We start from the raw sequence: 19,752 nt of genomic DNA, 5'->3' as shown, positions 1-19,752 counted from the left end.
AAACGGTGTTCATCTGAACACCGTTTTTCGTTTACTGTCGACGTTACCTTTTCAGGTGAACATTGCGCAGCGCATTATTTAACGCGCATACCCGGTTTGGCACCTTCGTGTGGCTCAAGGATATACAAGTCCTTACCACCCGGACCTGCCGCCAGCACCATGCCTTCAGACATACCGAAACGCATCTTACGAGGAGCCAGGTTGGCAACCATTACGGTGTGCTTGCCAATTAAGTCTTCAGGGGCGTAGGCTGACTTGATACCGGCAAATACCTGACGGGTTTCGCCGCCTAAATCCAGCTCTAAGCGCAACAGTTTGTCAGCTTTTTCCACATGCTCGGCATTGGCGATGCGGGCAATGCGGAAATCCACTTTCGCGAAATCATCAAACGTAATTTCTTCACTGATGGGATCTTTCGCCAGCGGGCTTTCAGGATCTAACTTCGGCGCGTTTGCTGCAGCCAGGCTCTCTTTTGAGTCTTCTACCATTGCGTCAATCTTATCCATTTCGATGCGTTGCATCATGGCTTTAAATTTATTGATTTCATGACCGGTCAGAACAGTCTGAGTACTTTCCCAGGTCAGCGTGTCGTTCAGGAATGCTTCCGCTTTCTCTGCCAGCACAGGCAATACCGGCTTCAGGTAAGCCACCAGAATACGGAACATGTTAATGCCCAGTGAGCACACGTCATGGGTAAACTGCTGCTTGTTTTCGTCTTTAATGGTGACCCACGGCGCGTTCGCATCAATGAACTGGTTAGCTTTGTCAGCCAGCGCCATAATTTCACGCACCGCCTGATGATACTTACGGTTTTCAAAGTGCGCGGCGATACTCTCTGATGCAGCATGGAATTCTGCCATCAGCTCTTTGTCCAGTACCGTATCTGACAGTTTGCCGTCAAAACGTTTAGTGATGAAGCTGGCACAGCGGCTGGCGATATTGACCACTTTACCCACCAGATCTGAATTCACTTTCTGGGCAAAATCAGCAAAGTTCAGGTCGATATCCGTTACACCGTCACCCAGCTTGGATGCGAAGTAATAACGCAGGTATTCCGGGTTCAGATGGTCCAGATAGGTACGGCCTTTAATGAATGTACCGCGGGACTTGGACATTTTCGCGCCGTTTACTGTCACGAATCCGTGAATGTTCACACCGGTAGGTTTACGGAAACCGGCACCTTCCAGCATGGCAGGCCAGAACAGGCAGTGGAAATACGTAATGTCTTTACCGATGAAATGATACAGCTCTGTGTTGGTGTCTTTGTTCCAGAAATCGTCAAAGTTAACGTTATTCTGATCACAGAAATTCTGGAAGCTGGCCATGTAACCAACCGGGGCATCTACCCACACATAAAAGAACTTGTTCGGCGCGCCCGGAATTTCAAAACCGAAATAAGGTGCATCGCGGCTGATATCCCACTGCTGCAGGCCGTCTTCAAACCATTCCTGAAGCTTATTCGCCATTTCAGCCTGAATCGCACCGGAGCGGATCCACTCTTTAAGCATGCCTTCGAATTGCGGCAGGTCAAAGAAGAAGTGCTCAGATTCCTTCAGTATTGGCGTCGCGCCGGAAACTACACTGCGCGGGTTTTTCACTTCTGTCGGGCTGTACGTTGCGCCGCAAACATCACAGCTGTCGCCGTTTTGGTCTTCCGCATTACAGCTCGGGCAGGTGCCTTTTACGAAACGGTCCGGCAGGAACATTTCTTTTTGCGGGTCATATAACTGATTGATGGTACGCTTGCTGATGTAGCCTGCTTCATCAAGACGGTTATAAATGGTTTCACACAACGCCTTGTTTTCCGGCGAGTGAGTCACATAATAGTTGTCGTAATCAACGTAGAAGTCCTGCAGATCCTGATGGTGCTCTGCACGGGTACGGGCGACCATTTCTTCCGGCGTAATACCCAGCTCCTGTGCTTTCAGCATAACAGGCGTGCCGTGAGCATCGTCGGCGCAAACACTGTAGCATTCGTTGCCGCGAAGACGTTGGAAACGGGCCCAGATATCGGTCTGGATATGCTCAAGTAAGTGCCCGAGGTGGATAGAGCCGTTAGCATACGGCAGTGCACTGGTTACCAGAATACGGCGTTTCGCATTGTTTCCGGCAACAGAAGTCGACGTGTTTTCAGACATAGTATTATGTTTCTGTTCTCAAGCGTTGAAAAATGGCTGCAAATACTAGCGGAATCGCGCCGCTTTTGCATTACGTAAATAGCGCGACCGCGCATTTTAAAGGTGAATTATGTTCTTTTCCCGAAAGGGTGACAAGCTGGCGCAAACCGCCGCACAAAGTCTGGCTGATTATTATGCCTTAAGCACAGAGCAAACCCAACCGTGGTGTGAGGTAGACAACGGCTGTTTGTCGGTCACACTGCCATTCTGTGCGCTCACTCAACATGCCGTTATCAGAGAAACCATCACACAGGCATTAACACAAGCTGGATTTCCGCTGGTGGAGTTGGCCATTTCACAACAGGTTCGCGGTGCAGAAACCGCTATCGCGCCGGTGACTAATATCCGTAACGTGGTTGCGGTCGCATCCGGCAAGGGTGGTGTGGGTAAATCAACCACCAGTCTGAATCTGGCGTTTGCGCTTATGCAGGAAGGCGCCAAAGTGGGCATCCTGGATGCGGACATTTACGGCCCTTCTGTACCCATCATGCTGGGCAATCCGCAGGAACATCCGGTCAGCGGCGATAACAAACATATGCAACCGCTGAAAGCCTGGGGCATGGTGGCGAACTCCATCGGATACCTGGTGCCGGCAGAAGACGCGGCAGTATGGCGCGGCCCAATGGCGAGCAGGGCACTGAAACAGTTACTCGATGAAACTTTGTGGCCGGTACTGGATTATCTGATTGTGGATATGCCGCCTGGTACCGGTGATATTCAGCTTACTATGGCACAACAGGTGCCTCTGAGCGCTGCCGTCATTGTCACCACACCGCAGGACTTAGCCGTAGCTGATGCGCAAAAAGGCATTTCCATGTTCAATAAGGTAAATGTGCCGGTGGCGGGTTTAATTGAGAATATGAGCTATTACCAGTGTTCTTCTTGCGGTCACACGGATTATTTATTTGCGCAGGACGGCGGTAAAGCGCTGGCTGAACGCTACAATTTACCGTTGCTAGGCGCATTGCCGCTGGATGTCTCTATCCGCGAGCAGGCCGATTTAGGTAAACCGCTGGTGGCAGATAAACCGGACAGTGAACTGGCCGGCATCTACCGTGAAGCTGCCCGCGCATTGTCCATGCAAATGGCGCTTACATTACCTTCCCGCAGCTCTGAAAGTTACATCCGCGGTGAGACCATCGGGCTGACAAAGTTATAACTGCATAAAACGGTAGTTATGGCGGGTTGTGCGGCTTTAAGCAAAGTCGCATAATACGCGCTGTTTTCTTTCCCTCCTCAGGACATGTGTTATGCGTTTATGCGATCGTGATATTTACGATTATCTTCAGAAAGGCAAAATTAAAATCGACCCTACACCCGGGTATGAGCAAATCAGCGGTGTGACGGTGGATATGCGCCTGGGGAATAAATTCCGTGTTTTTGAAGACCATCAGGCACCTTATATCGACCTGAGCGGACCTAAAGCCGAAGTGCAGGAAGCCCTTAACTCTGTGATGAGTGATGAAATTGAGCTGCCTGAAGGCAAGGCATTCTTTCTGCATCCGGGTGAACTGGCACTGGCCATTACCCATGAGTCGGTAACATTACCGGACAATATTGTCGGCTGGCTGGACGGACGTTCTTCACTGGCAAGGCTCGGCCTGATGGTGCATGTGACTGCGCACCGCATTGATCCCGGCTGGTCCGGTAATATCGTGCTTGAGTTTTACAACAGTGGTAAGTTACCTCTGGCGTTGCGTCCGATGATGAAGATCGGCGCGCTGAGTTTTGAAGTGTTGTCTCAGGCGGCAGAAAAACCGTATAACGCCCGTGCAGATGCCAAATACAAAGGGCAGGCCGGTGCTGTTGCCAGCCGAATTACATCTGATGACGATAAATAAGCCTTTCGTAGTTTAATCCCGAATACTCTGTCAGTTTTCGTCTTACAAGAAACGGAGCCCGGTAATGATAAAAAGCAGTCTCACCCTTTTCATTGCCGCGCTGGTTGCGTTGCTTTCAGGCTTTGGCCTGCATTTCGCCGGCCAGCCCGCTGACATTGCGTCCACAACTGCAATCACCGCTTTTGTTGCCATATTATGGGTAACCGAAGCGTTGCCTATTCCTGCTACGTCACTCATCCCATTTGCGCTTTTTCCGCTCGCCGGCGTAATCAGCCACGCCGAAGCGGCATCTTCTCTTGGCAGTCATGTCATCATACTGCTGATGGCGGCATTTATGCTGTCGAAAGGACTGGAAAAAGCGAATCTGCATAAGCGGTTCGCGATTTATATGCTGCGCCTTACCGGCACTGGCAGCGGCATGAAGCTGATTTTGGGCTTCATGCTGACCACCGCTGTTTTGAGTATGTGGATCAGCAACACCGCTACTGTGCTGATGATGCTGCCCATGGCAATGGCCATCATCAACGCAACCAAACATACCCGCTTCGGTATTGTGCTGATCCTCGGTATTGCATACGCGGCCAGCCTTGGCGGTGTCGGTACGCCCATCGGCACGCCGCCGAATATTATCTTTATGAGCGTGTATGAAGAAACGCAGGGCAGTGAGTATAATTTCATTGAATGGATGAAAACCGGTGTACCCATTGTGCTGCTGGCAATTCCGGCTATGGCCATGTGGCTCGGACGCGGTCTGGGCAGCATCGGTAACATTGATTTACCGCAGCCCGGTGCCTGGACCACCGCTGAAAAACGGGTACTGGCGATATTCGGTACAGTGGCAATGGCCTGGATTTTCAGGCCGTTCTGGACAGGCTGGCTGGGGATCACCACCGTCAGTGACAGCACCATCGCTGTAGCCGGCGTGGTTGCCATGTTTATGGTTAACAGTGGCAAGCCGGACAATAACAAATTACTCGACTGGCCCACTGCCAATGATATCCCCTGGGGTATGCTGCTGTTATTTGCCGGCGGTATCTGTATCGCCAAAGCGTTTAAAGCCTCAGGGTTAAGCCTGCTTATGGGCGAGTGGCTGACGGGCCTGTCTACTTTGCCTGTACTACTGCTGGTGTTTTCTATTTGCCTGTTCGTAACGTTCCTGACAGAAATTACCTCTAACACCGCCACTGCCACATTGCTTATGCCCATACTTGCGGCAGCCGGCACCGCCGTGGGCGTTGACCCCAAATTGCTGATGATCCCGGCCGCCATAAGTGCCAGTTGTGCTTTCATGCTGCCCGTTGCCACAGCACCAAATGCTATCGCCTATGCCAGCGGTAAATTCGATATTAAAACCATGGCGAGGGAAGGGATCGTACTGAATGTAATAGTCGCCACTGTCGTCACCGTGGTGTGTTACCTCACATTACAGGGCTAAAACCGTAGTCCCGGCAGGGATTTGCTCATCATTTAGACGTTCAGTCATCGCGGTGCATATTTGTCGTTGCAAAGTGAAGAAAAATAAGTAGACTTGTCGGCTCTTTCGGTCGGTGTGTGGCGCAGCTTGGTAGCGCACTGTCATGGGGTGTCAGGGGTCGGAGGTTCAAATCCTCTCACACCGACCAACTTCTCTCTTCCCCGCTAATAGCTTGACTCTCGGGCTTAATCTCACTATTTATATTATCAAATTGGTAAGCCAAGGGTCACCTTTAGATCACTTCTGCTTACCGTTGTTTAATTTGATAATGGTTAACGATAATGGACACAAAGTATCTGATACGGGCATCGTCTGGTCTATGGTTTTATAGACGTAAGACACCTGTTCTTCTTAGGGATAAGTACGACTAGGCTACATTCATTAGACTCTGAATACCCACAGCCACCACGAAGCCATCATAAAGCGGAACTCTATGACTGCTGAGATAGACATGGAAGTAATGCGGGTTAAGCGAGGCGATACGGATAAGTCAAAGTTCTACGACTACTACAAATTTAAAGTAACACGGATAGCCAAATGGACATAATAAAAATACTTAGTGAGCACTTTAGGGATATTTTTGGAGCAGTAAAACAGCGCGCCTCTAGTCCTATAGTCGGCACATTCTTTATCTCATGGGTGCTGATTAATTGGAAACTGGTTTATTATTTCCTCTTTAGTTCAGAAGATGTTGCGGACAAAATTAGGCATATCGAACTGTACTATATTGATGTATTTCCCAATCTTTGCCTTCCGCTTGCGTTTACAGCAACTTACATCATTTTTTACCCATTATTGCTGCACTTGACCAATACTATCTGGGTTGCAATGGATAACTTAGGTAAAAGAGGTTCTTCCTATTTCATAAAGAACCGTATACCGATTTCCAAAGAAGACCAAAGACGGCTTTTTGAAAGCATGGCTAGTCAGGAGGCGCGGTATAAAGCAGCGCTCAAAGAAAAAGACGACGAAATTGATTCACTTACTCAGTCGCTTAACTACCAGACTGAATCACTTCGTCGTGCTAAGAATACCGAATTTAGTTCGTCGACGAGCAGCAAGTCTGATATGTCAGTGAGCGACGAAAAGCCAACATTAATTCCAGACATGTATAAGGTCATAGAATCCGTAGACGGTAAATTCCGTTTTGAAGATTTACTCGCTAGGGAGATGGATTTAGATAAAGACGATACCCTACATAGCAGGGAACTTTCCACTTATGCAGAAATTATCAAGATGATTGTAAAAAGATATCCAGAGCCATGGAAAATACAGGAACTTAGTATCGTTAATGGTGGAAGGCTAACTCTTGCAACTGCTACTGTACATTCAAATGCGAAAAAGTTAATCAGCAAAGGATGGTTAATCGAGATGGATTTTATGGATGCTAAAAGTTTGGCTTTCACAGATGAATTTGTAGAAAAATTAAATAGTGTAGCAATCGGATAATTTTCACCGCAAAAATCTGAGAGCCTAATCTACAGGAAGGTCGCCGCGATTCTCCCCCCATAGCCTAAAAGATGCTGCTGGTGGCTTTACTCTTTATCGTGATGCGACCTGGCCTCACTCCCTGACCTATGCAAAGCAAGCGCTTGGACTGTTCCCTAAGCACCTCTGAGCCTTTACCAGATACGGCATAGGCTAACTTGTACATTTATCCTGGTACAGACTTCTACACTCAACTGTACAAAATAGACTTGGCTTCGCATCACTGGTACAGATAGCGTATATAGCCTAAGAGTCATATTGGTACACTGAGGTACGCATGAGTAACGGAAAACACATCGGATACGCTCGGGTAAGCACAGTCGAGCAGAACATATAGAGACAACTCTCAGAGGTGGACCTGGACAATACATTTACCGACAAGTGTTCAGAGAAAGACCGCAACAGACCACAGCTAGAGGCTCTGCTCGACTATGTGCGAGAAGGTGTCACTACAACCAGACAAGTAACAGTGAAAAAGGCGATCAACGGCTAGGTCGGAACTAATTCAGCTGACGCGGTAAATTTAATCGCCCTTTCTTGGAATACTTATTTAGTCTGTAAGTCCCATTACATTCCCTTATTTATCAGGAGTTATACTGCTGGACGAAATCAGCTTTATTTCTGCCTGTATTGCTTATTTCAGGATGATCGTAAAATTTACCACTACCAATGAGCCAAAACACTTTGTCGACATTGTATGGAGATACTCGATTAGCCAATGCGATTTCTACTATTATTTTTTGAATTTGATAAGGGGTAAGTTTAGAGTCGCATAGGCCAACACCAGATAAAATATCCATGATATGGATATCAGGTTTACCAAAGTTGATAAAGCCGAGCTCCTTCAAAAAGTCACATGCAAGAGGATACCCAATACCATAAATTTCTTGCTCGAGTATAAGTGGCAGAGCAGCTAGAGAGCGTGGGTCATTATAGTAGTGATTTGCCCAAGCGTAGAATTCTTGGCCAGAGTTAAATTGTGATAAGAAATTCGCTGCACTTAAAGCAGTTTCGCAATATCTTGGCCAGATACTTTGTGGCGTCTTTCGAACTTTTCCGGTAGGTTTCAGTTGGGATTCGATTTCATTCAGTAACGCAAAGTGATCTTCATTATATTTCTCTACAACGTCAATGGGGCAAAAATCGCAAAGAACAATACCCAACTTGTCTACTCCTCCAATTGACCCTCCGATAACGCCAGCTTTCATGTTGGCATTCTGTGCAGATGATAAAAGTCGATAATACAAATTCTCAATGCTAGTGATATTTACGCTTCCATCTGACAGCGATATATAATGCTCTAAAATTGTTTCAGCATCAGCTCGATTGATTTTTTCGATTAGGTAACTTTTCGCACTTTCATAAAGGGTTATAAGCGATTTTTCATTCATTAGTTAATTCCATTTATTATTAACCTCAGATTTTTATTTTTGGTGATATTCATCAAAAAAATGCATTTTGTGAAAGTTTTCCAAGTGAATTTTTCTATTTCTTGATTGATACATATAGTACTAAAGTATGGGGCTCAAGCGCGCAAATTAGGTAGTAAACGTACCATTTTAAGCTTTGTCAGTGTAGTCTGAATTAGTCAACCATTAAGCGATAGCGTCAGTACTCAAACTCACCGACAGGACGTCCTATGAACCTATTACCATACTCAAAAATAGAAACTAGGAACTTGAGCATTTTGCTTTACTCAGCAAGGTTCATTGCGCTGGCCGCTGCGACCGTATTTGTATTGGGCGTAGCGCTGATTGTTTTTAATATTGTAATGAACCTGTCTGCACCACTTCCTCTGGAGGACGACGGCAGTGGTCTCCGAGTAGTTGTCACTCATGAAAGTTATGGTATGGCTTTCGGAGGCGTTGTGGCAATTTTGATTTCTGTACTGGGTTTTGTTTTCTCAGGTTTCTGTGCTGCTGTGGTAAGTTGGGAACACAAGTTGTCTTTAAAGTAGTCGTCGCCTGATATTGCAATGTTTTGCGGCTAAATACGTGTAAGGTTTTTTCCATGAGTCTGGAAAGTCATTTCTGCTTAATGGCGGAATATAATCAGTGGATGAATTTAAAGGTCTATGAATCTGCCGGGCGTCTGAGCCGGGAAGATTTAACGGCAGATCGCGGTGCTTTTTTTAGTTCTGTGCTGGGCACGCTGAATCATATTGTCGTCGCGGACATTATCTGGCTGAAGCGATTTGCCACACACCCATCTTGTGAGAATTTACTACGCGACATTGTTGACCTTTCGAATCCGGCAAGCCTTGATCACATTCTCTATGACGACTTTGAGGCATTGTCTGAACGCAGGTATTGGCTGGACGAACAGATAATCAAATGGACTGGTGCGTTGACCGCTGACGATCTGAATTTTGTGCTCAGCTATCGGAACACAAAAGGCATCGCTGCTAACAAGCGGTTTGCGAGTTTGCTTCTTCATTTCTTTAATCATCAAACCCATCATCGTGGTCAGGTGTCTACTTTATTATCGCAGGCGGGCGAGGATGTTGGTGTTACCGATTTACTTGCGCTGATCAAAGAAGAAATTTAAGTGGAATATCTCAGGCATCCGCAAAAAGGTATCTGATAAACACTATGGTCTGCACAGCTAATCTGAATGAATTGCCAGATGCGTTCAGAACCGGAAACTGGTAACTTGAAGCAGAGCGCGATTAATCAGAATTTATAGATGAAGGAACTAGGCAAATGCCATTCACGGAAGAAGAAAAAAGTTGTTTACTTGCAGTCAAAGGCGTTGGCCCTACGGTGCTGAAGCGCTTTGAGGAAGTCGGGCTGGATTCCTTTGAAAAACTCGCCAGCCACAATGCTTCAGAAGTCGTTGCACTGGTATCTTCCATGCTGCAATCGAGATGCTGGACGAATACTAAAGCGATTGAGGCAGTGGATGCCGCGATCCAACAAGCAAGAAAAGAAATCAGCAACTGAACGGTGTGAAAGCATGCCAGTATCAGACATCACTTTAATCACCCGGCCGCCTGAAGCAAAAGCATTTGCTGCCTTACGGGAGACTGCGGGATGGAATAACCCGGCGATGGCAGTCATCCAGAAGAGTATTGAAAATTCACTGTTCTGGGTTTGTTTGTATTCAGAGGAAACGCTAATTGGCTGCGGGCGTCTGATTGGTGACGGGGCGATGTACTTTTACCTTCAGGATGTCATTGTGCACCCTGATTTTCAGGAACTCGGGCTCGGGGCCCGGATAATGGAATCAATAAACGGATACATTGCAGAACATTGTCCGGCAGGCTCAACAGCCGGCCTGTTAGCAGCAAAGGGAAAAGAAGGGTTTTACGCCAAATACGGCTTCACTGAGCGAAACGGTGAGCCGCTGGGACACGGAATGTGCCGTTTTATCACGGAGTAAAATCTGAAAACATTTACCGACTCAGAAACCTGAAGGAAAAGGAGAGAACAATGCTGTCAGCCGGATTTTTATTAACGTCTCTGGTCGTGGTGCTGATGCCGGGCACAGGTGTGTTGTACACCGTAGCAACGGGTCTTTGCCATGGAAAAAGGGCGAGCTTCTTTGCTGCGCTGGGGTGTACGCTGGGGATTATTCCTGCGCTGCTGGCCAGTAGTTTCGGTCTGGCCGCTATATTCCATACCAGTGCGGTAGCTTTTTCGGTAGTGAAATATGCCGGGTGTGCTTATCTGTTGTATCTGGCCTGGCAAATGTGGCGCTCGTCCGGGCCACTGGCGGTGTCCGGTGAAGCGCAGAGTGAGGCAGGGTATGTAAGCTTCATGATAAAGGGATTTTTGCTAAATATCCTGAATCCGAAATTGTCTATTTTCTTTCTGGCATTTCTGCCTCAATTTATCACCGGCAGCGACAGTACCATTGCCGCCAGTATGTTACTTCACGGCTCCGTGTTTATGCTTATGAACTTTGCTGTTTTTCTGGTTTACGGTGGGTTATCCGGTTTATTCAGCGCCCGGGTTTTAAAGTCTGAGAAAGTGAGTGTTTTCATACAGAAATTCTTTGCCACCAGTTTTGCTGCACTCGGGCTGAAACTCGCATTTAGTGAGCAACGCTAAAGAAAGTGGCGTTGTCCCGTTACTGCGGTGAAGAAAATTCGTTCAACTTCGTATTTAATGCGCTTGTCGTACATAACCTTGCGCGAATATAGATTTAGTGCAACAAATAACATGATATGACCCTGGAAACTGCAACCGGATCAGGGGTAAGGTAAGCTTGTCCGCAGGGACGGATGCGTAAACTATCACACACCACATTTACCGTATCTTAATGGAGAAAAGAATGAAGCAACTGCTCAAGACCGGCCTGATGGCAGCAGTCGTGGTTACAAGCCTTACAACCGGCAGCGTTCTGGCTCAGGAAGCTGCAATGAACGAAAAACACGCGAAAGCGGCAACCAAGTACAGACATGCGCTTTACACACTGGTAGCCAGCAACATGGGGCCTTTGGGCGGCATGGCGAAAGGCGCTATCCCGTTTGATCAGGAAGTCATTGAAACCAACGCAATGCGTCTGGAACAACTGGCCGACATGATGGCAGATTATGTAAAGGTTGATACCCGCAAGTTTGATGTAGACACCGAAGCAAAAGATGAGATCTGGGAAAACTGGTCTGATTTTGAAGGCAAGATCAGTGCGCTGAAGTCTGCTGCTGCTAATTTACAGACTGTTGCTGCGGCAGGTGACGAAAGCAAATTTGCTCAGGCAATCGGTAAAGTAGGCGGTACCTGCAAGTCTTGCCACGATGATTACAAGGCTGACTAATCAATAAAAAATCGGTACGGATTATCCGTAATGTTCATTTAATGGCCGCTTATAGCGGCCATTCGCGTTTTTAGACGTCGTATTCCGGCATGATATCGCAATTTACCAACCTCTGTTTGTAGAAAAATGGTTCTTTTCCTATGCTTAATGGGGGGTGATCGCCGCAGGAAAGATTTTTAGTGATTCATGAGAGGAATGCCGGTATATGGGTGAGTCGTGGTTAACGGATGAAATAAGTCATGAAGGACGTTCCCGGATTTCGGATGTCCTGAATTCGCTTATTCAGAATACCGCCGCAGAGAACGCCTGTATTATTGTTGCCACGGTGGCAGAGCAGGAGGATGCAGCATCCTTACAGGGTAAAATTCTTTTCTGGCAAATGAATGACACCGCGTCATTACCCGTCGCTTGTGTACTGGAACAAACCGGCGCCTCTCCCTGTTTGCCCGTAAGCTTTAAAGACAAAACGACAAAAGCATTTTTTTCACTGGCGGTTCAGGTTGTTAAACACGACGACATTGCACTTTTTGTCGCCGGTTATTTTCCACACCAGAAAGCATCAGACTACGATATGGCCTTTCTGGAGCTTAGTGGTGAGCGTGTGGGGTTGATAGCCGAATCGGCATCATTGCACCGTGAGGGCAGCCTGAAGTTACTTCACGACAGACTGTCGCTGTTTGATGAAGTCTCCGAGATGTCGTCTACCGGCGGCTGGGATTACGATGTACAAACCCAGCAAATACACTGGACTAATGAAACCTACCGGCTGTTCGATTTCGCCAGAGATACCCGCGTTACCCTTTACCGTATTCTTTCCTGTTTTCCCTCTGAAGCCAGACGAAAGCTGATTAAAGCCATACAGATGCTACTGGCCTCCGGAGTGAGTTATCAGTTTGAACTGCCTGTGATCACCCGCAAAAAACACAAACGCTGGGTGAAATTGTCTGGCAAGGCCAGAAAGCAGAACGGTGAAATCGTGAAGATTTTCGGCTCTGTTCAGGACATTACTGAGCACAAGCGCCTGTCGGAAACAGAACAGAATTACATCGAATACTTAAACACGATTCTGGACAGCATGAATGATGCGGTACTGACCGTGGATGAGCTGGGCACCATCATTACTGCCAATCAGACCGTTGAAATTCTGTTTGGTTACGAGCCTGAGCAGGTTATCGGAGAAGACATTTCCTATTTATTGCCGGGGCCGCCTGATGATGAGCAGATCGAGTTTGTCCGTCAGCACTTGCGGCCGGGACTCGGCGCTATTTTCGGAAAAGAACTGTCAGCGAAGCACCGTCAGGGCAAAACCTTTCCGATTGAAGTGTCGGTGTCTGAAGTTGAGCAGGTCAGTCAGTCGCAGTTTGTCTGCGTTATCCGCGATATTACCGAGCGTAAACAGGCGGTGGACAGTATCTATCAAATCGCCTTTTTTGATGAAGTTACCCATTTGCCCAATATCAAATCCTTTGAAAAGGATTTACGCCGGCTGATCATCGCCGCGAAAACCACTAAACGGCAAATGTACTGTTGTATGCTGGATATCGATAATTTTGCCCAGTTTAATTTGTCGTTCGGAAAAGAGACCGGTGATTACATTTTGCGAATTTTCGCCGGACGTATCAAAAAAGCCATTTCCTCCCGCTTTCAGGTATACAGCGGACTGGGGGATAAATTTTATATTCTGTTTAAAGAACCCTTTGATGAGTCAAAAGATGCTGCCACCATGGATCTGATTGATTCCATCGAATGGGGCGTGCACAGTGAGCTGGGCAAAGAATTTACCCTTCATGGTCATTCACAGCTGGTATCAACCTCGCTGGCATCGACCTATGTTCACGCACAGGATGCCAGCTATGAGAAAATTACCGGTATTCTGGATTTCGGTACGAGGCAGGCTAAGAAGCAGGGACCGGGCGGCCGAGTCACCCTGGAGCGCAACGAGTTTAATGCCTACGACAGGCACAATTACATCAGTCAGAGTTTTGCCCACGCACTGGAATACAACGAATTCTATTTAGTGCTGCAACCCCAGTACGACAAACATGGTCGTATTTTATCTTCTGAAGCACTGCTGCGCTGGAATGAGAAACGGCTGGGCTTTATCAGTCCCGGTGAGTTCATTCCCATTGCTGAGGAAAGTGATGCCGTGGTGGATATTGGTTACTGGGTAATAAACGAAGCCTGCCGTTTGCTGTCAGAAATGAAATCTCAGGGGCTGGAAACGACCCTTTCTGTGAATATCAGTGGCAGACATATTGCCCGTGCTGATTTTTCTGACCGGCTGCTGGAAACGATCTCAGAGTGGCAGATTAACCCTGAGCAACTGGTGCTGGAGATCACGGAAACCACGCTGGTTACCACCATTGATCTGGTGCGCAAACGCATTGAAAGGTTGTCACAACTGGGCTTTGCTTTCTCCATTGACGACTTTGGTACCGGCTATTCCAGCTTGAGTTACCTTAAAGAACTGCCCATTACTGAACTGAAAATCGACCGTTACTTTGTGGATGAAATCAACTTTGAAAGTGATGACGTGCCCATCGTGAATACCATTATTGAAATGGCCAGTGCCATGGGTGTGAGAACGGTAGCGGAAGGCATTGAGAACGAAATTCAGATCCAGTATCTCACTCGCCGGGGCTGCGATATCTTCCAGGGTTTTTACCTCTCCAAACCGGTGGAAGAAGAAACCTGGCGTAACCTGCTTCTTACCTGCGCAAAAGGAAAAATTGCCCGCCTTGTGAACTGATTTCTCTGTCAGCACAAGGCAAAAATTTGCGACCCAAGTCTTATGCGGCTTTTTGTTGTTTTTATATTAATGTAAATCAAGTTAAAAGTTTTCATTAATGGTTACATTAATTGTACCGGAACAACATTCGCGAGGCCGTTATGTCGTACACCACAGAATATCAGAGGGCAATTGATTCACCGGAAGCATTCTGGAAAGAAAAAGCGCAGGCGCTGCCCTGGTCCCGTTTTCCTGAAACCATTTTGTCGAAAGACGACAACGACATTTATCGCTGGTTTGCTGATGGGGAAATGAATACCTGCTACATGGTGCTGGATTATCATGTTGAAAACGGCAGGGGTGATCAGCCTGCGCTTATTTATGATTCACCGGTTACGGGAAAGAAAGCGACGTATACCTACCGCAGGTTGCATGAGGAAGTCGCAAAATTTGCCTCCGTGCTTGCCGGTAAAGGCGTAGAGAAGGGCGACAGGGTTGTTATCTACATGCCGATGATCCCGCAGGCTGTCATTGCCATGCTGGCATCGGCACGACTCGGCGCTGTTCATTCGGTAGTTTTCGGCGGCTTCGCTCCCCACGAGCTGGCTGTGCGCATTGAAGATGCATCGCCTAAGGTGCTGGTGACAGCCTCCTGCGGCATTGAGGTGGCGAAAGTGATCCCCTACAAGCCGTTGGTCGACGAGGCAATCAGTCTGTCGGCGCATAAACCGGATTCAGTCATTGTTTTTCAGCGTCCTGAGCAAATGGCAGAACTCAGCGCTGACGACACAGACTGGGATACCGCAATGGCAACAGCCACACTGGCGCCTTGTACTGTGGTGCAGGCACCGGATCCTCTCTATATTCTTTATACTTCAGGCACTACGGGAAAACCGAAAGGGGTTGTGCGGGATAACGGTGGTCATGCTGTCGCGCTGAAATATTCCATGCAGGCTATTTACAACATGGCACCGGGTGAGGTGTTCTGGGCAGCATCGGATGTTGGCTGGGTAGTCGGACATTCCTATATCGTTTACGGACCGCTTTTGCATGGATGCACTACGGTTGTGTATGAAGGCAAACCGGTAAAAACGCCGGATGCAGGCGCGTTCTGGCGAATGACGGAAGAATATAAAATTAAGGCGCTGTTTGCTGCGCCGACGGCGTTCCGCGCAATTCGCAAAGAAGATCCTGATGCAAAGTTAGTCGAAAAATATGACATCAGCTCACTGAAGACGATTTTCATGGCCGGGGAACGGCTCGACCCGCCCACCTATCTCTGGACCGTTGATAAAACCGGCAAACCGGTGATCGATCACTGGTGGCAAACTGAAACCGGATGGGCCATTTGTGCTAATCCCGCAGGACTTGAAGACTTACCGGTTAAACCGGGTTCCTCAACCGTACCGGTGCCGGGCTTTAATGTGCAAGTGCTGGATCACACCGGTAAACCTTTACCGGCGGGAGAGCAGGGCGCAATTGCGATAAAGCTGCCGATGCCGCCGGGTTGTCTGCCGACTATCTGGGGGGATTGTGAACGGTTCAAACATGCCTATCTGGAAGCTTATCCGGATTATTACACTTCAGGTGACGGCGGTTTTAAAGATGACGACGGCTATGTCTTTATTATGGGGCGCACTGATGATGTGATTAATGTGGCCGGTCACCGTTTATCTACCGGTGAAATGGAAGAAATCGTTGCTGCGCATCAGGCAGTGGCAGAATGCAGTGTGATAGGCGTTCATGACAGTTTAAAAGGGCAGGTGCCGGTGGGATTAGTGCTGCTCAAAGATGGTGTGGATATTGACGAAGACACCCTGCAACAGGAGCTGGTGGCGATGATCAGAAAGGAAATCGGTCCGCTGGCCTGTTTTCATCGTGCGGTGGTGGTGCCCCGGTTACCTAAAACCCGTTCGGGTAAAATTTTACGTAAGCTGTTACGTCAGATCGCCGCAAACCATGAGGTGGCAGTGCCGTCTACCATTGATGACCCGGCCAGTGTGCCGGAAATTCAGGAAATAATGCAAAAGCAGGGGCTGGTAAAATCATAAGCAGGGACTGGTCAAATCATAGTGCTGCTGTGGCGCTTAATGCATGAGAGACAAAACGACAAAGCCGCCTGTGAAGGCGGCTTTGTAACATCTGGCTGTGCAGCTGAGCCAAGTTAAAGATCAGTAGTAATATTCTTCTTCTACTGCTTCAGGCGGCGCGATTTCTACTACGTAGTACACAATGCCGGCACTGATGAGTGCAACAATAAAAGCAGCCAGCAGGCGTGATGACGGGATCCCGGCTTCATTGGTGCTTTTCTTTCCGTGCACCATGGCCGGTGCCAGTTTTTGCTTTTTATACACGGCATAAAAACCAATCGCTGCAATATGAAGGGCAATGACCACCAGTAAAATATTGAAGATGTTATTGTGCAAATAACTCATGGTTTTCAGCGTTGAGTCTTCTACTGCGGCGCGCCAGGGACCATCAAGGAAAATATCGTCAGTCATGAATAATCCGCTTACTGCCTGCACGGCAACCAGTGACAGCATGATGATAACAACCCAGCCACCCAGCGGGTTGTGACCTGCATGAGCTTCTGAGTCCCGCTTAAATAAGGTGCCGGCATAACGTAATACGGCCCGGGGACCATAAATAAACTGGCTGAACTTCGCGTAATCCGAACCGGCAATCCCCCAGATGAGCCTGAAAATAATCAGCCCGAGCGTAAAGTAGCCGAGATAGAAGTGCCATTGCATGGCGTTGTCCATCAGTTCAGCGGTGACATATTGCCCGGCCAGGGAGAAAACGAGCAACCAGTGAAACAGTCGGGTAGGAATATCCCAGATCAGCTTTTTTTCCATGTTGAGTCCTTTTCTGCAGAAGCACGATTATCGTAGCGGATAAAGTACGGTTTTGTGTCGATGAAACACAGTGTAAATGCAGATTTTCTGCGGGTAAATTGAAATGGCATGACTGCAGATGGTTATACCATATTCTACGCTAATTACCTGTGAGCATTTGAAAATTGTCTGCGCTCAGGCAAAATGCCGGAAAACAGACTGAGAATATCCTGATATGAAAGTAGCTATTTTAGGCGCCAACGGGCGTATGGGACGTGTGCTGATTGAAGCATTACGTGAAAATGACGATGCAGATTTATCTGTTGCCACGGTCCGTGATGACTCACCGTGGGTAGGCATCGATGTTGGCGAACTCGCCGGGATCGGTACGCAGGGCATTGCCTGCAGTGCGATTTCATCACTGAACCCTGACGATGTTGATGTGGTCATTGATTTTACCTTACCGGCCGCGTTCGACAGCAATCTTGCCTGGTGCACAGAGCACAAAAAGCCGGTTGTTATTGGTACCACAGGTTTGTCGCAGGACCAGTTAAAGGCGCTGGACGAAGCAGCAAAAACAATCCCGCTGGTTTTCGCGGCGAATTACAGCGTGGGCGTAAACGTCATGCTGTCGCTGGTGAAGCAGGCGGCTAAAGCACTGGGCAATACAGCAGATATTGAGATCCTCGAAGCACATCACCGCTTTAAGCAGGATGCACCATCAGGCACAGCTATGGCCATCGGTGAAGCGATTGCGGATACTTTAGGCCGAAACTTGCAAGAATGTGCTGTTTACGGTCGTGAAGGGAAAGAACCGCCCCGTGAACATCAAACTATCGGTTTTGCCACCGTAAGAGCCGGTGATATTGTGGGAGAACACACCGCATTGTTTGCTGATCTGGGTGAGCGTCTGGAAATTACGCACAAAGCGTCGAGTCGTTTAACCTTCGCCAAAGGCGCAGTACATGCGGCTTTGTGGCTGTCGGGTAAGCAAAATGGACGTTATGGCATGAATGATGTCATTGGTCTGGCGTAATTATTCATCAGATAAATAGGCTTTTCTGAGGTTAGACGCTGAAAAATCAGTTAATGAGGTGTTTTTCATATTTTTCTAAATTTGAATTAGACCTTTGCTGATTACTCCTATATAATACTTGGAATTTGCCAAAATTTAGCGTTCCGGCCTGTCCGGGTCGCGTTTTATTAGCTGCAAAGTATCGTAAACGGGAAGTAAAATTATTGTTACCTCCCGTTTTTTGTGGGGTTTATTCATGCCACTGAATAAACCGTCGGTTATCCTTAATCTGGAGGTTGACTTGGCTAATTCTGCCCTTTTGGTGTTAGAGGATGGTTCAGTTTTTAAAGGTACGGCAATTGGTGCCACTGGTTCTGCCGTTGGGGAAGTTGTTTTTAATACTTCCATGACAGGCTATCAGGAAATCATCACCGACCCGTCATACGCTGAACAAATCATTACACTTACTTACCCCCATATCGGTAATACCGGTACCAATTCTGAAGACGTCGAAGCAGACAAAATCTGGTCTAAAGGTCTAATCATTCGTGACCTTCCCCTCGTAGCCAGTAATTTTCGAAACGAACAAACATTATCTGAATACCTCGAAGCCAAGGGCGTAGTAGGTATTGCGGATATCGATACCCGTCGTTTAACCCGTATCCTTCGTGACAAGGGTGCGCAGAACGGTTGTATCATCTGCGGTGACGATTTAGATGAAGCCAAAGCATTAGACGCTGCTAAGGGGTTCCCGGGCTTAAAAGGCATGGACTTGGCCAAAGTAGTTAGCACTAAGGAAGTGAAAACCTGGACCGAAGGCACGTGGGTGCTGGGTGAAGGTTATGTAACGCCTGCGGAAGCGAAATACCATGTTGTTGCATACGACTACGGCGTGAAGAACAACATCTTACGTATGTTGGCTGACCGTGGCTGTAAAGTGACACTGGTGCCTGCGCAAACGCCTGCTGCCGATGTACTGGCTCTGAATCCGGATGGTGTGTTTTTATCAAATGGCCCCGGCGACCCTGAGCCGTGTGACTACGCCATTGAAGCGATTAAAACCATTCTTGAAAAAGACATTCCGGTATTCGGTATTTGTCTGGGTCACCAGTTACTGGCTCTGGCCAGCGGTGCTAAGACGGTCAAAATGAAGTTTGGTCACCACGGTGCTAACCACCCGGTGAAAGACCTTAAGAAAGGTACAGTGATGATCACCAGCCAGAACCACGGTTTTGCTGTTGATGAATCTACGTTGCCGGATAACTTAGAAGTTACTCATATTTCATTGTTCGATAAGTCGTTGCAGGGTATTCACCGTACCGACAAACCTGCATTCAGCTTCCAGGGCCACCCTGAAGCGAGCCCGGGTCCGCACGAAGCGGCTGATCTGTTTGATCATTTCATCGACCTTATTGAACAATCAAAACAGTAGGAACT

The 19,752-nt window shown here is 47.8% G+C and carries 17 protein-coding genes and 1 tRNA gene; 15 read left to right on the top strand and 3 right to left on the bottom strand.

The genetic code is table 11. The annotated features are described in order from the left end of the window. Positions 1–74 precede the first annotated feature (74 nt). Positions 75–2,138, bottom strand: a complete 2,064-nt coding sequence (metG, locus tag AC4PME_RS15215) for a methionine--tRNA ligase (RefSeq protein WP_491046396.1) — start codon at positions 2,136–2,138, stop codon at positions 75–77. A 109-nt stretch (positions 2,139–2,247) separates the two neighbouring features. Here metG and apbC point away from each other — a divergent pair, with 109 nt between their 5' ends. The 5 genes from apbC to AC4PME_RS15190 all read left to right on the top strand — a co-directional run bounded on the left by apbC (position 2,248) and on the right by AC4PME_RS15190 (position 6,941). Next, entirely contained in the window at positions 2,248–3,336 is a 1,089-nt protein-coding gene (apbC, locus tag AC4PME_RS15210) for an iron-sulfur cluster carrier protein ApbC (RefSeq protein WP_491046397.1), read from the top strand. Positions 3,337–3,427: 91 nt separating this feature from the next. Then, complete coding sequence (gene dcd / locus AC4PME_RS15205; RefSeq protein WP_119501791.1) at positions 3,428–4,018, top strand: dCTP deaminase; 591 nt, start codon at positions 3,428–3,430, stop codon at positions 4,016–4,018. A 64-nt stretch (positions 4,019–4,082) separates the two neighbouring features. Further along, positions 4,083–5,453: an SLC13 family permease gene (locus tag AC4PME_RS15200; RefSeq protein ID WP_491046398.1), complete on the top strand. Its 1,371-nt coding sequence runs from the start codon at positions 4,083–4,085 to the stop codon at positions 5,451–5,453. 110 nt (positions 5,454–5,563) lie between these two features. Next, positions 5,564–5,640, top strand: a tRNA-Pro gene (locus tag AC4PME_RS15195). A 389-nt stretch (positions 5,641–6,029) separates the two neighbouring features. Then, positions 6,030–6,941, top strand: coding sequence for a hypothetical protein (locus AC4PME_RS15190; RefSeq protein ID WP_491046399.1), 912 nt, complete (start codon positions 6,030–6,032; stop codon positions 6,939–6,941). A gap of 623 nt (positions 6,942–7,564) precedes the next feature. On the opposite strand, the gene AC4PME_RS15185 is transcribed toward AC4PME_RS15190, so the two are convergent. Beyond that, positions 7,565–8,371 (bottom strand): hypothetical protein, encoded by an 807-nt coding sequence (locus AC4PME_RS15185; protein WP_491046400.1) that lies wholly within the window; start codon positions 8,369–8,371, stop codon positions 7,565–7,567. Between the two features lie 248 nt (positions 8,372–8,619). On the opposite strand from AC4PME_RS15185, the gene AC4PME_RS15180 reads away from it, so the two are divergent. The 8 genes from AC4PME_RS15180 (at position 8,620) to AC4PME_RS15145 (ending at position 16,517) form a co-directional block, all read left to right on the top strand. Beyond that, positions 8,620–8,937: a hypothetical protein gene (locus tag AC4PME_RS15180; protein WP_491226109.1), complete on the top strand. Its 318-nt coding sequence runs from the start codon at positions 8,620–8,622 to the stop codon at positions 8,935–8,937. Between the two features lie 53 nt (positions 8,938–8,990). Then, entirely contained in the window at positions 8,991–9,527 is a 537-nt protein-coding gene (locus tag AC4PME_RS15175) for a DinB family protein (RefSeq protein ID WP_491046402.1), read from the top strand. Positions 9,528–9,682: 155 nt separating this feature from the next. Beyond that, entirely contained in the window at positions 9,683–9,922 is a 240-nt protein-coding gene (locus tag AC4PME_RS15170; protein WP_491046403.1) for a helix-hairpin-helix domain-containing protein, read from the top strand. Between the two features lie 13 nt (positions 9,923–9,935). Continuing rightward, positions 9,936–10,361 (top strand): GNAT family N-acetyltransferase, encoded by a 426-nt coding sequence (locus AC4PME_RS15165; RefSeq protein ID WP_491046404.1) that lies wholly within the window; start codon positions 9,936–9,938, stop codon positions 10,359–10,361. A 50-nt stretch (positions 10,362–10,411) separates the two neighbouring features. Further along, positions 10,412–11,032 (top strand): LysE family translocator, encoded by a 621-nt coding sequence (locus AC4PME_RS15160; RefSeq protein ID WP_491046405.1) that lies wholly within the window; start codon positions 10,412–10,414, stop codon positions 11,030–11,032. A gap of 223 nt (positions 11,033–11,255) precedes the next feature. Next, positions 11,256–11,738, top strand: a complete 483-nt coding sequence (locus AC4PME_RS15155) for a c-type cytochrome (RefSeq protein ID WP_119501781.1) — start codon at positions 11,256–11,258, stop codon at positions 11,736–11,738. A gap of 205 nt (positions 11,739–11,943) precedes the next feature. Then, positions 11,944–14,487 (top strand): putative bifunctional diguanylate cyclase/phosphodiesterase, encoded by a 2,544-nt coding sequence (locus AC4PME_RS15150; RefSeq protein ID WP_491046406.1) that lies wholly within the window; start codon positions 11,944–11,946, stop codon positions 14,485–14,487. A 140-nt stretch (positions 14,488–14,627) separates the two neighbouring features. Beyond that, positions 14,628–16,517, top strand: a complete 1,890-nt coding sequence (locus AC4PME_RS15145) for a propionyl-CoA synthetase (RefSeq protein WP_491046407.1) — start codon at positions 14,628–14,630, stop codon at positions 16,515–16,517. A gap of 120 nt (positions 16,518–16,637) precedes the next feature. On the opposite strand, the gene AC4PME_RS15140 is transcribed toward AC4PME_RS15145, so the two are convergent. Continuing rightward, entirely contained in the window at positions 16,638–17,321 is a 684-nt protein-coding gene (locus tag AC4PME_RS15140) for a cytochrome b/b6 domain-containing protein (RefSeq protein ID WP_491046408.1), read from the bottom strand. A gap of 214 nt (positions 17,322–17,535) precedes the next feature. Between AC4PME_RS15140 and dapB the strand changes: the two genes are divergently transcribed. Together dapB and carA are read left to right on the top strand one after the other, a co-directional pair. Beyond that, the gene (gene dapB, locus AC4PME_RS15135; RefSeq protein WP_474844514.1) at positions 17,536–18,336 is read left to right on the top strand and encodes a 4-hydroxy-tetrahydrodipicolinate reductase; all 801 of its coding nucleotides are present in this window, start codon (positions 17,536–17,538) and stop codon (positions 18,334–18,336) included. Positions 18,337–18,616: 280 nt separating this feature from the next. Then, a complete protein-coding gene (gene carA / locus AC4PME_RS15130; protein WP_349587667.1) occupies positions 18,617–19,747 on the top strand; it encodes a glutamine-hydrolyzing carbamoyl-phosphate synthase small subunit in 1,131 nt (376 codons plus the stop codon). Positions 19,748–19,752: the final 5 nt, after the last annotated feature.

This window comes from Alteromonas sp. (genome assembly GCF_984505615.1).
This window is presented reverse-complemented; position numbering and strand designations above follow the sequence as displayed.

Coding starts and splice junctions, on each gene's coding strand:
- AC4PME_RS15150 (WP_491046406.1), top strand. CDS start 11,944: ATGGGTGAGTCGTGGTTAACGGATGAAATAAGTCATGAAGGACGTTCC.
- AC4PME_RS15160 (WP_491046405.1), top strand. CDS start 10,412: ATGCTGTCAGCCGGATTTTTATTAACGTCTCTGGTCGTGGTGCTGATG.
- metG (WP_491046396.1), bottom strand. CDS start 2,138: ATGTCTGAAAACACGTCGACTTCTGTTGCCGGAAACAATGCGAAACGC.
- AC4PME_RS15175 (WP_491046402.1), top strand. CDS start 8,991: ATGAGTCTGGAAAGTCATTTCTGCTTAATGGCGGAATATAATCAGTGG.
- dapB (WP_474844514.1), top strand. CDS start 17,536: ATGAAAGTAGCTATTTTAGGCGCCAACGGGCGTATGGGACGTGTGCTG.
- AC4PME_RS15155 (WP_119501781.1), top strand. CDS start 11,256: ATGAAGCAACTGCTCAAGACCGGCCTGATGGCAGCAGTCGTGGTTACA.
- AC4PME_RS15170 (WP_491046403.1), top strand. CDS start 9,683: ATGCCATTCACGGAAGAAGAAAAAAGTTGTTTACTTGCAGTCAAAGGC.
- AC4PME_RS15180 (WP_491226109.1), top strand. CDS start 8,620: ATGAACCTATTACCATACTCAAAAATAGAAACTAGGAACTTGAGCATT.
- AC4PME_RS15185 (WP_491046400.1), bottom strand. CDS start 8,371: ATGAATGAAAAATCGCTTATAACCCTTTATGAAAGTGCGAAAAGTTAC.
- AC4PME_RS15200 (WP_491046398.1), top strand. CDS start 4,083: ATGATAAAAAGCAGTCTCACCCTTTTCATTGCCGCGCTGGTTGCGTTG.
- apbC (WP_491046397.1), top strand. CDS start 2,248: ATGTTCTTTTCCCGAAAGGGTGACAAGCTGGCGCAAACCGCCGCACAA.
- AC4PME_RS15190 (WP_491046399.1), top strand. CDS start 6,030: ATGGACATAATAAAAATACTTAGTGAGCACTTTAGGGATATTTTTGGA.
- AC4PME_RS15140 (WP_491046408.1), bottom strand. CDS start 17,321: ATGGAAAAAAAGCTGATCTGGGATATTCCTACCCGACTGTTTCACTGG.
- AC4PME_RS15145 (WP_491046407.1), top strand. CDS start 14,628: ATGTCGTACACCACAGAATATCAGAGGGCAATTGATTCACCGGAAGCA.
- AC4PME_RS15165 (WP_491046404.1), top strand. CDS start 9,936: ATGCCAGTATCAGACATCACTTTAATCACCCGGCCGCCTGAAGCAAAA.
- dcd (WP_119501791.1), top strand. CDS start 3,428: ATGCGTTTATGCGATCGTGATATTTACGATTATCTTCAGAAAGGCAAA.